Origin of the sequence: Affinirhizobium straminoryzae, assembly GCF_007004135.1 — a bacterium.
Classification (GTDB): Bacteria; Pseudomonadota; Alphaproteobacteria; order Rhizobiales; family Rhizobiaceae; genus Neorhizobium; species Neorhizobium straminoryzae.
This window is the reverse complement of the sequence record NZ_VJMG01000027.1, coordinates 19457-34129: the sequence shown is the minus strand read 5'-3', so window position 1 is coordinate 34129 and position 14673 is coordinate 19457. Positions and strand designations below refer to the sequence as shown.

At 63.2% G+C, this 14673-nt stretch carries 16 protein-coding genes; 6 read left to right on the top strand and 10 right to left on the bottom strand.

Annotated features, from left to right (window positions below; translation table 11 throughout):
• The first annotated feature begins 171 nt into the window (after positions 1-171).
• Positions 172-561: a hypothetical protein gene (locus tag FNA46_RS11230; RefSeq protein WP_143125288.1), complete on the top strand. Its 390-nt coding sequence runs from the start codon at positions 172-174 to the stop codon at positions 559-561.
• 36 nt (positions 562-597) lie between these two features.
• Here FNA46_RS11230 and era read toward each other — a convergent pair whose 3' ends face one another.
• The 8 genes from era to rpoZ form a co-directional block, all read right to left on the bottom strand.
• Positions 598-1539, bottom strand: coding sequence for a GTPase Era (era, locus tag FNA46_RS11225; RefSeq protein WP_143125287.1), 942 nt, complete (start codon positions 1537-1539; stop codon positions 598-600).
• Between the two features lie 9 nt (positions 1540-1548).
• A complete protein-coding gene (gene rnc, locus FNA46_RS11220) occupies positions 1549-2265 on the bottom strand; it encodes a ribonuclease III (protein ID WP_143125307.1) in 717 nt (238 codons plus the stop codon).
• On the bottom strand, positions 2262-3008 hold the full coding sequence (gene lepB / locus FNA46_RS11215) for a signal peptidase I (protein WP_143125286.1): 747 nt from the start codon (positions 3006-3008) through the stop codon (positions 2262-2264). The genes rnc and lepB overlap by 4 nt, the downstream gene beginning before the upstream one ends.
• 84 nt (positions 3009-3092) lie before the next feature.
• Positions 3093-3491: a holo-ACP synthase gene (acpS, locus tag FNA46_RS11210; protein WP_143125285.1), complete on the bottom strand. Its 399-nt coding sequence runs from the start codon at positions 3489-3491 to the stop codon at positions 3093-3095.
• Between the two features lie 33 nt (positions 3492-3524).
• On the bottom strand, positions 3525-4031 hold the full coding sequence (locus tag FNA46_RS11205; protein WP_185969810.1) for a DUF2062 domain-containing protein: 507 nt from the start codon (positions 4029-4031) through the stop codon (positions 3525-3527).
• Positions 4032-4173: 142 nt separating this feature from the next.
• Positions 4174-4326, bottom strand: coding sequence for a DUF3563 family protein (locus tag FNA46_RS11200; RefSeq protein WP_143125283.1), 153 nt, complete (start codon positions 4324-4326; stop codon positions 4174-4176).
• Positions 4327-4459: 133 nt separating this feature from the next.
• Positions 4460-6688, bottom strand: a complete 2229-nt coding sequence (locus FNA46_RS11195) for a RelA/SpoT family protein (RefSeq protein WP_143125282.1) — start codon at positions 6686-6688, stop codon at positions 4460-4462.
• Positions 6689-6806: 118 nt separating this feature from the next.
• Positions 6807-7220 (bottom strand): DNA-directed RNA polymerase subunit omega, encoded by a 414-nt coding sequence (gene rpoZ / locus FNA46_RS11190; RefSeq protein ID WP_143125281.1) that lies wholly within the window; start codon positions 7218-7220, stop codon positions 6807-6809.
• Positions 7221-7504: 284 nt separating this feature from the next.
• On the opposite strand from rpoZ, the gene FNA46_RS11185 reads away from it, so the two are divergent.
• The 3 genes from FNA46_RS11185 (at position 7505) to FNA46_RS11175 (ending at position 9771) form a co-directional block, all read left to right on the top strand.
• On the top strand, positions 7505-8083 hold the full coding sequence (locus FNA46_RS11185; RefSeq protein ID WP_143125280.1) for a LabA-like NYN domain-containing protein: 579 nt from the start codon (positions 7505-7507) through the stop codon (positions 8081-8083).
• Positions 8084-8213: 130 nt separating this feature from the next.
• A complete protein-coding gene (locus FNA46_RS11180) occupies positions 8214-9299 on the top strand; it encodes a bifunctional transcriptional activator/DNA repair enzyme AdaA (protein ID WP_143125279.1) in 1086 nt (361 codons plus the stop codon).
• A 175-nt stretch (positions 9300-9474) separates the two neighbouring features.
• Positions 9475-9771 (top strand): hypothetical protein, encoded by a 297-nt coding sequence (locus FNA46_RS11175; RefSeq protein ID WP_143125278.1) that lies wholly within the window; start codon positions 9475-9477, stop codon positions 9769-9771.
• A gap of 82 nt (positions 9772-9853) precedes the next feature.
• Here the strand turns inward: FNA46_RS11175 and smpB are convergent, their stop codons facing one another.
• Positions 9854-10330: an SsrA-binding protein SmpB gene (gene smpB / locus FNA46_RS11170; RefSeq protein WP_143125277.1), complete on the bottom strand. Its 477-nt coding sequence runs from the start codon at positions 10328-10330 to the stop codon at positions 9854-9856.
• 142 nt (positions 10331-10472) lie between these two features.
• Positions 10473-11357, bottom strand: coding sequence for a 4-hydroxy-tetrahydrodipicolinate synthase (gene dapA / locus FNA46_RS11165; protein ID WP_143125276.1), 885 nt, complete (start codon positions 11355-11357; stop codon positions 10473-10475).
• Between the two features lie 218 nt (positions 11358-11575).
• On the opposite strand from dapA, the gene FNA46_RS11160 reads away from it, so the two are divergent.
• Both FNA46_RS11160 and FNA46_RS11155 read left to right on the top strand, forming a co-directional pair.
• Entirely contained in the window at positions 11576-13648 is a 2073-nt protein-coding gene (locus tag FNA46_RS11160) for a lytic transglycosylase domain-containing protein (protein ID WP_143125275.1), read from the top strand.
• A gap of 73 nt (positions 13649-13721) precedes the next feature.
• Positions 13722-14615 carry an alpha/beta fold hydrolase gene (locus FNA46_RS11155; RefSeq protein ID WP_143125274.1) on the top strand — a complete coding sequence of 298 codons (894 nt, stop codon included), beginning with the start codon at positions 13722-13724 and terminating at the stop codon, positions 14613-14615.
• The last annotated feature ends 58 nt before the right edge of the window (positions 14616-14673 follow it).

Sequence of the window (14673 nt, the reverse complement as noted above, 5' to 3'; positions counted from 1 at the left end):
CGGCACGCCCGTACCGGACTTGCGAAAAACGATGCATGGACCAGCGAGAAGGGCGGTCTGCCGGTGCAAGTCCTTCACCTGCCGCTTCTACACCATTACCAACCGCTCCGACGATGGAACCGAAGCGACGTCTTGCGGGTTGCTGGGCGCACAATCAATTCCGGAGATGCCATGCGACACGTCCTCCTCGCTACCGCCCTTATCACCATTCCCGTCACGAGCCTCACCGCGGCCCCCGCCGCCGCCCAGTCACCGGAACTGGAACAGGCCTGCATCACCGTGGCCAAGAACTTCCTGCTGACACCCGCGCTGAAGACCGGGATGGTGCAGTCCTTCCCGGAACTGGACCCGCCCGGCGCCCGACTGACCTATTCCACGCGCGACAAGCCGGAGGCAACGGACTTCACGGACCAGATCGAATGCAGCTTCGAACGCGCCACCGCCCCATTCGGCCTGACGCGCTTCTGTGTATCCGACACCTGCTATTCCGCGAGCGAGGAGAAACCGGAGCATCGCCGCCGCTTCGAGGAAATGAAGGCGCTGCTCGCACGCCAGAAATAGCGCGCGGGCCGCTGCCCGGCCGACAAAGGCCGGGCTTCAGCCCTTCGGGAATTCCAGGCCCATTTCGCGGAACCGTTCGGGATCGTCGCCCCAGTTCTCGCGCACCTTCACGAACAGGAAGAGGTGCACGGGCTGTTCGAGGATTTCCGAGAGTTCCTTGCGTGAGGCAGTGGAAATCGCCTTGATCGCCTCGCCGCCCTTGCCGAGCGCGATCTTCTTCTGGCTGTCGCGCTCCACATAGATCACCTGTTCGATGCGCACGGAGCCATCCTTGCGCTCTTCCCACTTCTCCGTCTCGACATGGGAGGAATAGGGAAGCTCCTGATGCAGGCGCAGAAACAGCTTTTCACGGGTAATTTCGGCGGCCAGCTGACGCATCGGCAGGTCGGAAATCTGGTCCTCCGGGTAGTACCAGGGACCTTCCGGCAGTTCGGCGGCCAGATAATCGAGCAGATCCTTGCAGCCGGATCCTGTCGTCGCCGAAATCATGAAGGTACGCTCGAACCGCACGGCCTCGTTGGCCGCGGCGGCAAGCTTCAACAGATCCTCCGGCTTTACCCGGTCGATCTTGTTCAAGACCAGGATCTTCGGCTGGTGGACCTCCTTCAGGCCCTCCAGGATCGCTTCCGCGTCGCCGCGAATGCCGCGTTCGCTGTCGATCAGAAGCATGATCAGGTCGGCATCCTTGGCGCCGCCCCAGGCGGAGGTGACCATGGCACGATCGAGCCTGCGGCGCGGCTTGAAGATGCCGGGCGTATCCATGAACACGATCTGCGCGTTGTCGTGGATCGCGATGCCGCGCACGATGGCGCGCGTCGTCTGCACCTTGTGGCTGACGATCGACACCTTGGCACCCACCAGGCGGTTCACCAGCGTCGATTTTCCGGCATTGGTCGCGCCGATCAGGGCCACGAAGCCGGATCGCGTGGAGATTGCCGCGTCTTCAGGCGAGCCGGCCATGTTGTCGTCTTCGGTCATAAAGGTCCTTCAATTGGCGGCAGGCTTCGGCCAGACGCCCTCACGTTCAAGCAGTTTCGTCGCGGCCACCTGCTCGGCAGCGCGCTTGGACCGGTCAACGCCGGTTTCCGGGGCCACGCCCTCCACCTCCACCGTCACGGTGAAGCGCGGGTCGTGATCGGGGCCGGAACGGTCATCCACCCGGTAGACCGGCGTGGTGCCGAACCGGGCGTGCGACCATTCCTGCAACTCGGTCTTGGCGTCCCGGCGGGCCGCATCGGCATGTATAGCACGCTTTTCCCAGTGGCGCAGGATGAAGCGACGCGCAACCTCCAGCCCGCCATCGAGATAAAGTGCGGCGATCAGGCTTTCCACCACGTCGGCGCGCACGTTCATCATGCGCTTGCCGGTCAGTTTCTTCACGTCGGCGCCGGTGCGGATGAACTCGTGGATGCCGAGTTCGTCGGCAATGCCGGCACAGCTTTCGGCGCTCACCAACTGGTTCAGCCGGACCGAAAGCTCACCTTCCGTCGCATTGCGGAAGGTCTTGAACAGAAGTTCGGCGACGCAGAGCCCGAGCACGCGATCGCCCAGAAATTCCAGGCGCTCGTAATTGGCGTTCTTGGCGCTGCCCGTGCTGGCATGGGTCAGCGCCCGGTCGAGCCACTGCTTGTCCGAGAAGACATGCCCGATCACGGTTTCCAACCGGGCGCGCTCGTCTGCGGATAGCGTTGCGGCCTTCATCAGTCGACCACCTTGAACAGGCGGTCCCAGCGCATGTTGGCGGGCCACTTCCAGATTTCGCGGAAGGACGTGTCGTTGCCGAGCGAGAAGAAGATCACGCTGGCGCGACCCACGATGTTTTCTGCCGGCACATAACCCACGTCGAAGCGGCTATCGAGCGAATTGTCGCGGTTGTCGCCCATGAAGAAGTAGTGGCCTTCGGGCACGATGAATTCACGCGTGTTGTCGCCGCGGGAATTCGGTACCTGGTCGAGCGTGTCGTAGGTCTTGCCATTGTCCAGCGTCTCGCGGAACACCGGAACGTCCGAGCCGGGATCGAGGCGGTAATCGGAGGTGAAGCTGCCATCGGCGAGCTTCGGCACGGCCTTGCCATTGATATGCAGCACGCCGTCGATCATCTGCACGCGGTCACCCGGCAGGCCGATCAGGCGCTTGATATAGTCGACGTCCGGATCGCTCGGCAGGCGGAAGACGATCACGTCGCCGCGCTTCGGCTCGGAAAACTCCAGGATGCGGCCGGAAAACAGGTTCGGCGACAGCGGCAGCGAATATTTCGAGAAGCCGTAGGCGAACTTGTTGACGAAGATGTAGTCGCCGACGAGCAGGGTCGGCATCATCGAGCCGGAGGGGATGGTGAAGGGCTGGAACAGCACGGTGCGGATGACCATGGCCAGCAGCAGTGCCTGAATGATGACCTTGATGTTTTCCCAGAGGGCGTTCGGCTTCTTGTCGACTTGTTCGGACACGTGCACGTCTTTCGTTTTCCGCGTTTTGCGCTTCTCTAAACTCTTCCCCGGACCTCGGCAATGGCCTTGGCCGGCGCCCGCCGGTCAGAGCGGCCGCGCCTCGATGACCACGAAGGCCTGCGCATAGGGGAATTCGTCGGTGATGGTGAGGTGAATGACGGCTTCATGACCCGCCGGCATCAGGGCCTTCAGCCGCTCGCCCGCGCCGCCGGTCAAGACCATGGTGGGCTTGCCGCCCGGCAGGTTGACGACGCCCATGTCCTTCCAGAATACGCCCTGTGCCAGCCCCGTGCCGAGCGCCTTCGAACAGGCCTCCTTGGCGGCGAAGCGCTTGGCATAGGAGGCAGCGCGCATCTTGCGCCCGTCGGATTTGCGCCGCTCGGTCTCGGTGAAACAGCGATGCGTGAACCGCTCGCCGAAGCGCTCTATCGATTTCTCGACCCGCCGGATATCGATCAGGTCGCTGCCCATGCCGATGATCATGCCGTTCCTCTTCGTTGGCTGACCCAATCTGTGTCAGACACGACTGCCCTTGTCGACCGGCCTTGCGGCGGCACGACGCGCCGCAAACCTTACGGCTCGCGCGGCGCGATACTTCCTGATGCCGACAAACGTGGCGAGATAACAGCAGAGACCGCTCACGATTGCGGGAGGAAGAGCACCGAGCGTCAGGGGCTCGAACAGCGGATGCCAGAGTTCGGTCACATGCAGGCCTTCCAGCTGTCGCACCAGGGCTGCGGCCGTGGCGCCGGAATCGGGCGCGCGGTCCAGCATGCGATGGCCGATCTGCCAGGTCAGCGGCAGGATGAGCGGAATGGTCAGCGGATTGCTGAAGGCAGTCCCAAGCGTCGCGGCGACAAGGCTGCCGCGCAACAGAAAGGCGGCAGCAAGCGCAATGGCGATGTGAAAACCGAAAAAGGGCGTCCAGGCAGACATCACCCCGACGGCGAAACCGATCGCCACCGCATGCGGCGAACCGGTCAGCCTCACGGCCCTTGCCCTCATGTAGCGCAGGGAACGCAAGGGGCTTCTGCGTCTCCTGTGTCTCAGCCCGCGCCGTCCGGCGGGTCGAGCATGTCGTGCAAAGAACAGGCGATGCAACACCGTCATGGCCATCTACCGGCCTTCCGATGCATGGACGCCCGGGGCGTCTCGGTCGCCCCGATCAGATGACCTTGCGGAACAGACCGCGATCAACCTGGCGCATGCGGTATTCCAGTTCGATGGCATCATGCGATTCATTCAGATAGGCCATTTCCCGTTCCTGAAGGGTCGGAGCGCGAAGGGCGCGGGCGAAAGTACGAAGCGGCTTGAACATGTTTGCCTCCTAATGTTGCGATGCACAAGATATAGTTCATGCAACGCTTCGGCACCAACGCAGCCTTCCGCTGTCAGCCATGCATTGGATGCATGGCACCAGGACTCTTCCCGATGCCATGCTTAACAAATGTTCAATCGTAGAGGCGCCTGACCGTGGAAATGCAGTCCAGCTCCTTCAACTGGGCGAGGAGCTGGTTCAACTGCCTGAGATCCCAGACCTCCACCTCCAGCTGGAGTTCGGAGAAATCTGTGGCGACGCGACCCATGGTCAAGACGCGGATGTTGATATCGAGGCGCGCGATCGTCTGGGCGACCTTGGCGAGCGTTCCCGGCTCGTTCAGCGCATTGATCACCAGCCTTGCGGCAAAGCGGGACTTGTTCGCCTCGTCCAGATCCCAGCGCACGTCGATCCAGCGTTCCGGCTGGTCATCGAACTTCTGCAGGGCAGACGCCTGGATCGGATAGATGGTGATGCCCGTGCCCTCTTCCATGATGCCGACGATACGGTCACCCGGCACGGCGCCGGAGGGGGAGAAGCGGACTTCCAGATTGCTGGCAAGACCGCGGATCGGCAGGGGCTCGGGTCCGCCCGCCTCTCCCGCCGGTTTTGCCGCCGCCTTTTCGCCGCCCGGCAGACGGAACATCATGCCGGAGGCGGTCGGCATGTTGAACCAGCCCTGGTCGGCGGCCGGCTTGATGGTGGTGCGCTCGTCCTTGAAATCCGGGAAGACGGCCTTCAGCACGTCGAGCGAGGACAGTTCGCCGCGTCCGACGGCGGCGATCGCATCCTCGACCTCCTTCTGGCCAAGGCGGAACAGCGCCGGCTTCAGGATATCGCGGGAAAACTCCTTGCCGGCCCGCTCGAAGGTGCGTTCCAGAATGCGATGGCCAAGGCCGGCATACTGCTTGCGGATCGCCATGCGGGTGGCGCGGCGGATGGCAGCGCGCGCCTTGCCGGTAACGACGATCTCTTCCCAGGCCGCCGGCGGGACCTGTACGCCGGAGCGGATGATCTCCACCTCGTCGCCATTGCTGAGCCGGGTGACGAGCGGCATGATCCGCCCGTTGATCTTGGCGCCAACCGTGGTGTCACCGATATTGGTGTGGACGGCATAGGCAAAATCGATGGGAGTGGCACCGCGCGGCAGCGCGATCAGCTTGCCCTTCGGCGTGAAGCAGAACACCTGGTCCTGGAAGAGTTCGAGCTTGGTGTGCTCGAGGAATTCTTCGGGGCTGTCACCCTCGGCCAGCGCCTCGATGGTATGGCGCAGCCAGGAATAGGCATTGCTTTCCTTCGACAGAAGCTCGCCGCCCTCCCCGGTCTCGCCGTCCTTGTAGAGACTGTGGGCGGCAATGCCGTATTCGGCGATCTCGTGCATGCGCCGCGTGCGGATCTGCAGTTCGATGCGCTGGCGCGACGGACCGACGATCGTTGTGTGGATCGAACGGTAATCGTTCTGCTTTGGCGTCGAGATATAATCCTTGAAGCGACCGGGCACCACGCGCCAGCGCGTATGGACGATGCCAAGCGCCCGGTAGCAGGCGGGAATATCGTCGACGATCAGCCGGAAGCCGTAGACATCGGACAACTGCTCGAAGGACAGCGACTTCGACTGCATCTTGCGGAAGACGGAATAGGGCTTCTTCTGCCGGCCCTTGACGGCGGCATTCTGCAGGCCGTTGGCGATCAGGAGATCGCGCAGTTCATCCTCGATCTTGGTGATGAGGTTCTCGTTGCGCGCCGAAAGCTCCGCCAGCCGCTTGGTGACGGTCTCGTAAGCCTCCGGATTCATGTATCGGAAGGACAGGTCCTCCAGTTCCTCACGCATGTCCTGCATGCCCATGCGGCCGGCAAGCGGCGCATAGATTTCCATGGTCTCTTCGGAAATGCGGGCCCGCTTGTCGTCGCGCATATGCTCAAGCGTGCGCATGTTGTGCAGGCGGTCGGCGAGCTTCACGAGCAGCACGCGCACGTCGTCGGAAATGGCCAGCAGCAGCTTGCGCAGGTTTTCCGCCTGCTTGGCCTTCTTCGAGACAAGGTCGAGACGCTTGAGCTTGGTCAGCCCCTCGACGAGGCGACCGATATCCTCGCCGAACAGTTCGTCGATCTCGGCGCGGGTGGCGGTGGTATCCTCGATCGTGTCGTGCAGCAGGGCGACTGCGATGGTGGACTCGTCGAGATGCATTTCGGTGAGGATGGCGGCAACTTCCAGCGGGTGGGAAATGTAGGGGTCGCCGCTGGCGCGCTTCTGCTTGCCATGCTTCTGCATGGCATAGACATAGGCCTTGTTGAGGAGAGCTTCATTCGCGTCGGGCTTGTACTTCTGAACCCGCTCGACGAGCTCGTATTGCCGCATCATGCTTCCGAAGACCCTTCCAACACCCAGAAAAAGAAAAGGAGCGCCAACCCGGAGATTGACGCTGCCGATATGCAAGACACAAGGCCCTTAAGGCGAGATCCTTGACGATTGGTAATCGTCAGTAGTCGTCGCTCTTTTCCGGCGGCACCAGACCTTCGATACCAGCCAGCAGTTCCTCTTCCGACATCTGGTCGAAAGTAAGGGTTTCCGGCAGATCGTCCTCGTCCAGAACCTTTTCGGCGCTGGCAGCCGCACCGGCATTGGCGGCAATGAGGGTCGAGGGATCGGGCTCCGGCTCGTCCACTTCCACATGCTTCTGCAGCGAGTGGATCAGGTCTTCCTTCAGATCGTCGGGCGAGAGCGTCTCGTCGGCGATCTCGCGCAGGGCAACGACGGGATTCTTGTCGTTGTCGCGATCAACCGTGATCGCAGCACCCTGGGAAATCTGGCGGGCGCGATGGCTGGCAAGCAGGACCAGCTCGAAACGGTTATCGACTTTGTCGATGCAATCTTCTACTGTGACACGGGCCATTGCCTGTCCTTTACGATCGGTATTTCGAGGATTAGAACGCCCGATACAGGCAAAGGGGCGGGAATTCAAGTTTTTCCTCACCCGGCCTTGCCGAGGGCCCCATATGCGACCAATTCCCTAGGGAAAACGCCGTCAAACCGCTTGGAGTTGAATCAATCGTGCATTAAATACTTTCAATATGAATATATGATAAAATACCACAGCCCGCTGCAGACGCAAGCGGGGTTCCCGGGAAGGGAGGAAACCGGGAAAGCGAAATATTTTCAGAATGGATGGAGGAAACAATGTTTGATCCACGCGAAAAAATTGCCCTTTTTATCGACGGCGCCAATCTCTACGCCGCCTCCAAGAGCCTCGGCTTCGACATCGACTACCGCAAGCTTCTGAAGGCCTTTCAGAAGCGCGGCTACCTCCTGCGCGCCTATTATTATACCGCGCTGATCGAGGATCAGGAATATTCGTCGATCCGCCCGCTGATCGACTGGCTGGACTACAACGGCTACAAGGTCGTGACCAAGCCGGCGAAGGAGTTCACCGATTCCATGGGCCGCCGCAAGGTGAAGGGCAACATGGACATCGAGCTGGCCATCGATGCGATGGAACAGTCCGAAACGGTGGACCATCTGGTGCTGTTCTCCGGCGACGGCGACTTTACCACGCTGGTGGAAGCCTTGCAGCGCAAGGGCCGCAAGGTCTCCGTCGTGTCGACCATGGCAACGCAGCCGCCGATGATCGCAGACGATCTGCGCCGCCAGTCGGATCATTTCATCGATCTGATTTCACTGAAGGCCGAGATCGGTCGCGATCCGTCCGAGCGCGTACAGCGCGTGGTGGAACCGGTTTCCGATCCGGCGGACGCCTGAGACAGGCGCAAGCGGCACCGCAGAGAGGTTGGGAGGCTTTTCGCGGTGCTGCCTGCACATTTCGGGCTTCATCAAAATGCACGCCCGTTTTTCGGCGCCGGAACGAGCCAAGACCTCGTATGGTCGATGCATGCTGACCTTACGACCTTCCGACGACACGCTTTACCAGGCCCTTCTTGACCGCGACGCGGCCTATGATGGCTTTGCCTATGTCTGTGTTACCTCCACTCGCATCTTCTGCCGCTTCACCTGCGCGGCGCGCAAGCCGCGCCGCGAAAACTGCCGTTTTGAAACGAGCATCGCCGATTGCCTGGCGGCTGGATACCGCCCCTGCAAGCGCTGCACGCCGATGCTGCGCTATGGCGACGGTGACCCAACCATCGCGACCCTGCTGGCAGCCCTCGACGCAGAACCCGACCGGCGCTGGAGCGAACAGCATCTGATTGCCCTCGGCCACGATCCCTCCACCGTGCGCCGCGCCTTCAAGCGACGATTCGGCATGAGCTTTCTGGAGCTTGCCCGACAGCGCCGCCTGAGCCAGGCCGTAAACACACTCAACACCGGTGCACCGGTCATCGCGGCACAGCTGGATGCGGGCTTTGAGTCCGGCAGCGGCTTTCGCCACGCCATCACGCAGCGGCTGGGTGCCGCACCCCGTCACCTGAAGGACCAGAGGCTGCTGAAGGCCGACTGGCTCGAAACGCCGATCGGGCCGATGCTGGCGGTGGTCTGCGACCATGCCCTTCACCTTCTGGAATTTGCCGATCGCCCGGCCCTGCCGACGGAACTCAAGCGGCTGCAGGAACGCGGACGCTGTGGCATCATCATGGGTCGGACAGGCGTGACGGATACGGTCGAGACGGAGCTTGCGGCCTATTTTGCCGGCCACGCCGCGGACTTCACGGTTCGGATCGGCGGACACGGCACGCCCTTCGAGCGCGAGGTGTGGCGGGCGCTGCAGCAGATTCCGGCGGGACAAAGCCGCAGCTATTCCGCTGTCGCCCGCGATCTCGACAGGCCGAGCGCCGTGCGCGCCGTCGCCCGCGCCAATGGCGCCAACCAGATTGCCATCCTTATTCCCTGCCACCGCGTGATGGGCGCCGATGGCAGTCTGACGGGCTATGGCGGTGGCCTGTGGCGCAAGGAATGGCTTTTGCGCCATGAGCAGCGCTTTCAACAGGCGTCAAACACGGCAGAAGTTCATCAGCTGCGCTGATCAATCGCATTCAGAACATTCACTGGACGAATGGCTTCTTCTGCGACAGTTTGCCGCCCGCAGCAGAAGGCTGCCCATTTCACCCCGCAAGCAACCTCCAGCCCCCTCGCCGTTTCTCCGCCGCCCTGCCGGCCACGGAGCGACTTTTCTCGTGCCTCTTCGAAAGGACAGGATCATGCGCACGATCGACCAGACCGCCGAAACCCCTTCCTCCAGCCCCGCGTCCTTGACCCGACGCACGGGCCTTGCCGGACTTCGCTGGATCGCATCGATCGCCTATCGCCTGTTCGGCAACCGGCACGGCCCCAATCATGCCGCCGATCTCACCGCCCACGGCCTGCGCGACATCGGGTTCGAGGATCACGGCCTGCCGCCCTGCGACGCTCTCGACCGCGCCGCACGGCAGGATGCGAGAGTGAGCGAAGCGCGCCGGGTGGCGCTGATGTTCACCATGGGCATGGGCGGCCGCTGAGGATATCCGTTGGCGAAAAAACAGCCGCGACGCGGGACGCGTGGCGGCTGTTTCCTGCCTGCGAATGGGCGAACGTTGCCGTTCAGCCGGACTTCAGCAGCCGGCTCTTCTGGCGATTCCAGTCGCGTTCCTTCTCGGACTCGCGCTTGTCATGCAGCTTCTTGCCCTTGGCGAGCGCCAGTTCCAGCTTGGCCCGCCCCTTCTCGTTGAAGTAGATCTTCAACGGCACCAGCGTCATGCCCTCGCGGTTGATGCCAGCCCGCAGACGGTTGATCTCGCGCTTCGACAGCAGCAGCTTGCGGCGACGGCGCGGCTCGTGATTGAAACGGTTGGCCTGCAGATATTCCGGCAGATGTGAATTGATCAGCCAGATCTCGTTATCTTCATCGGAGGCATAGGATTCGGCGATGTTCGCCTTGCCTTCGCGCAGCGACTTGACCTCGGTGCCGGTCAGCACCATGCCCGCTTCGTAGGTATCGATGATTTCATAGTTGAAGCGCGCCTTGCGGTTTTCCGCAACGATCTTGTTGACGACGCGCTGGCTGCCTTTGGGTGCCATGGAAGGTGGTTAGCTCCGCCCTTTGAGGGTTCTCGTTGACAATCCGCCCTGAGGCGACGGTTCGACCGACCCAATGTAGTGTGCGCGATGTCCGAAGGGAAGCGGGGGCACCGAAACGCGCCGCCCGCTGACCGGATCAAGCTCAGTTCAGCAGGCCGGCGTGGCGCAGTGCCGCATCGATGGCGGCTTCGGTGGCGGGCTCCAGCGTGGAGAGGAGCGGCGAACGGGCGGCCCGGTTCATGCCGCGCACGCGGCTCAGGCCGTATTTCGCGCCGCAGACGCCGGGCTCCATGAAGATCGCCTTGTGCAGCGGCATCAGGCGGTCCTGGTACTCAAGCGCCCTGGCGTAATCCCCGGCCAGCGTCGCCTGCTGGAATTCCGCACAGAGCCGCGGCGCGACATTGGCGGTGACCGAAATGCAGCCGACGCCGCCATGGGCGTTGAAACCGAGCGCGGTGCCATCCTCGCCGGACAGCTGGATGAACTCCTTGCCGCAGCTCATGCGCTGCTCGGAGACGCGCTCCAGCTTGCCGGTCGCATCCTTCACGCCGACGATGTTCTTGTGCGCCTTCACAAGCGCCCCCATCGTTTCCGGCGACATGTCGATCACCGAACGCGGCGGAATGTTGTAGATGATGATCGGCAGGCTGACGGCCTCGGCAATCGCGCTGAAATGAGCGATCAGGCCCTTCTGCGTCGGCTTGTTGTAATAGGGGGTGACGACGAGGAGACCGTCGGCGCCCGCCTTTTCGGCATGCTGGGCCAGTTCGATCGCTTCGCGGGTGTTGTTGGAGCCTGCACCGGCAATCACGGGCACGCGCCCGGCGGCCACCTCGATGCAGATTTCGATGACGCGTTTGTGCTCGGCATGCGAGAGGGTGGGCGACTCCCCGGTGGTTCCAACCGGGACGAGCCCCGTCGAACCTTCTGCGATCTGCCATTCCACATGAGCGGCAAATGCCGCCTCATCGACCGCGCCCGCATCCGTAAACGGCGTGACCAGCGCGGGCATGGACCCCTTGAACATGCAAACACTCCCGAACGGCCCGCTTCATGCTTCGGCCGCATTCTCTGATACTGTGACGCGCACCATAGAGCGGCCCACAGACTGAAACAAGCAGGCTGTTTCCGGTTTCGCACCGGATCGTGATCAAAGAAATCGTGCAAGGACACGACTATGGTAAGCTTCCGTTAATCATCACTCCAGCTAATTGGGATGACAGTCTTTCTGGTGCGGGTTGTGGGATGAAGAAATCGTTCGTGATGGCCAGTATCGGGCTTTCGCTGGGCGCCGGGGTGCTATCGGCAGCACCATTGCCGGACGACGGCGCACCCGTGCCGCGCCCACGGCCGGTGGAACTGCAGCAGGTCGCCATGCCGACACCCGAGATTACCGGCGCCATTCCCCGCGCACCGGGAACCGGTGAAGCCGACACCTCCATCGCGGCGCTGAAGGCAGGGCTCGATCTTCTCTCCGACAACGATGCTGCCGGCGCGCTTGCCGTGCGCGACCGCCTGCCGCAAGGCTCGCTCGACCGGCATCTTCTGACCTGGGCGATCGTGACATCCGGCCTGCGCGACGTCCCCTCCGCCGAGATTGCCGCGGCCCAGCGCGACCTGCAGGGCTGGCCGGGCCTTTCCCGGCTGCGCGGCAATTCGGAGCGCGCCCTTTACCAGGAAAATCCGCCAGCACCGGATATTCTGGCCGCCTTTGGCCGCACCGTACCGGAAACGCCGCAGGGCGCCATCATTCTGGCCCGCGCGCTTGCCGCTACCGGCCGTGCGCCGCAGGCAGCATCGGTGCTGCGTCCCTTCTGGACCGGCCAGACGCTCGACAAGGATCTCGAGGATCGCATCCTGCAGGAGTTCGGGCCGTTGTTGACCAGCACGGACCATCGCGCCCGCATGGATTTTCTGATGTATCGCAACCGGGTCTCGCAGGCAAAGCGCTTCGGGGACCTGGGGCGCGCCGCGCCGCTTTATGCCGCCTGGAGCGCGGTCGCAAGCCGCGCCAAGACGGCCGGCGCTCTGCTCGACAAGGCGGCCGCCGGGTGGGGGCGCGATCCGGCCTTCCTGTTTGCCCAGATCGAATTCCTGCGGCAGCAGGAGCGTTATGGCGAAGCAGCCGGCCTTCTGGCACGCGCACCGCAGGACCATGCCGAACAGGTGAATGCTACCGAATGGTGGAACGAGCGGCGCATCATTGCCCGTGGCCTGGCGGATCAGGGCGATTTTCGCAATGCCTACCGGCTGGTCGCAAACCACAATGCCAAGGCGACGGCAGATATCGTCGATGCCGAATTTCATGCCGGCTGGTATGCCCTGCGGGGGCTGAACGATCCGGAAACGGCCGAAACGCATTTCCAGCGAATCATCGACACCTCGTCGCGGCCGATGTCGGCCTCGCGCGGCTGGTACTGGCTTGGCCGGGCGGCGGAGCAAGGCGGCTCCGGCAAGGCCGCCGCGTTCTACGCCAAGGCCGCCGCCTATCCCGCCACCTTCTATGGACAGCTGGCCGCCGCACGCCTGAAGCGGAAGACGCTCGACGTCGCCTATCCGCAGCCAACGTCGGAAGATCGCCGCGATTTCCAGGCCCGCGAGGCCGTGCGCGCGATTGACAGGCTGGATGCCGCCGGCCATCCGGAACGGGCGGATGCGCTCTATCGCGCGCTGGGCGAGCAGCTGACGAGCCCCGGCGAACTGGCGATCCTGGCGGCCCGTGCCGAGCGCAACGGCAATCACGCCCTCTCCCTGCAGATCGGCAAGAGCGCTTTCAGCCGCGGCATCGATGTGGCCGCCCTCGCCTTCCCGGTCGGCGTCATTCCCGCCAGCGCCAACATCCAGGGCTCCGGCAAGGCGTTGGCCTATGCGATTGCCCGCCAGGAAAGCGCCTTCAATCCGGCGGCCGTTTCCGCAGCCGATGCCCGTGGCCTGCTGCAGATCCTGCCGGGCACGGCCAAAGGGGTCGCCAACCGCCATGGCATGACCTTCACGCCCGCCCGGCTGACCTCGGACCCCGGATACAACGCCACGCTCGGTGCGCATTATCTCGGCGAACAGATCGACAGCTTTGGCGGCTCCTACATCCTCACCTTCATTGCCTACAATGCCGGGCCGAAGCGCGTGCCCGAATGGATCGCCCGCTATGGCGATCCGCGCGGCAAGTCGCTCGACGAGGTCGTGGACTGGATCGAGCGCATTCCCTTCCCGGAAACCCGCAACTACGTGCAGCGGGTGATGGAAAACTATCAGGTCTACAAGATCCGGCTGGGCCAGCAGGCCGATATCGAGGACGACCTGCGCTTCGGCCGCCGTTAATCCCCTCTGGCATTTTCCCCTGCCGCGCCCGGCTGCCTTGCGATAGGCTTCCTCCCGGACAAGGAGGAAGCCCATGGCAGACCACACCCAATACCACATCGCCGCGACCGATGGGACGCAGCTTGGCTATCGAATCTACGCTCCGGCGGCAGAGGCTGCAGCATCGCCAAACACGCTGCCGGTCATCTGCCTGCCGGGCCTCACCCGCAACGCGCGCGACTTCCATCCGCTGGCGAAGCGGATCATCACCGATCCAAAGCGGCCGAGGTCTGTCGTTTGCATCGATTATCGCGGACGCGGTTCCTCCGGCCGGGCCATCGACAAGGCGAGCTATACCGTGGCAACGGAAGCGCAGGACGTGATGGCCGTGCTCGACCATCTCGCGATCGACCGCGCGCTGTTCATCGGCACCTCGCGCGGCGGACTGATTTTGCACGTTCTCGCCGCCCTCGCACCCGAACGGCTGGCAGCCATCGTGTTCAACGACATCGGGCCGGAACTCGGCATCGAGGGCCTGCGCCAGATCCAGGACTATCTCAGGGCGCCGCGTCGTCTCGCAACCTGGATGGATGCCAGGGAGGACCTGAAGCGGGTGCATGGCGCAGCCTTCCCGTGCCTCAGCGAGACGGATTGGGCGGAAATGGCAGAAGCGATCTACACGCAGGATGAGAACGGCATTGTGGCCGACTGCGATCCGGCCATCGCTACGGCCTTTGCCGCTGCCGATCTGACGCCCCCCCTGCCCGCGCTCTGGGCGCAGTTCGACCAGTTTCCGGACATTCCGATGCTGGTGATTCGCGGCGAGCATTCACGGCTGCTGACCGCCGACACGGTGGCTGCGATGGCCGCGCGACGCCCTTCACTGCAAGCGGTTGTCGCGCCCGGACAGGGACACGCGCCTCTTCTTCACCGCCCGGAGATCGCCGCACCGCTCGGCGCGTTTCTTGCCAGCGCGACGCATGCTTGACCAAAGGGACAGTCGCGCAAAAAAGCCCCAACGCAAAAAGGCCCCAACGCAAAAAGGC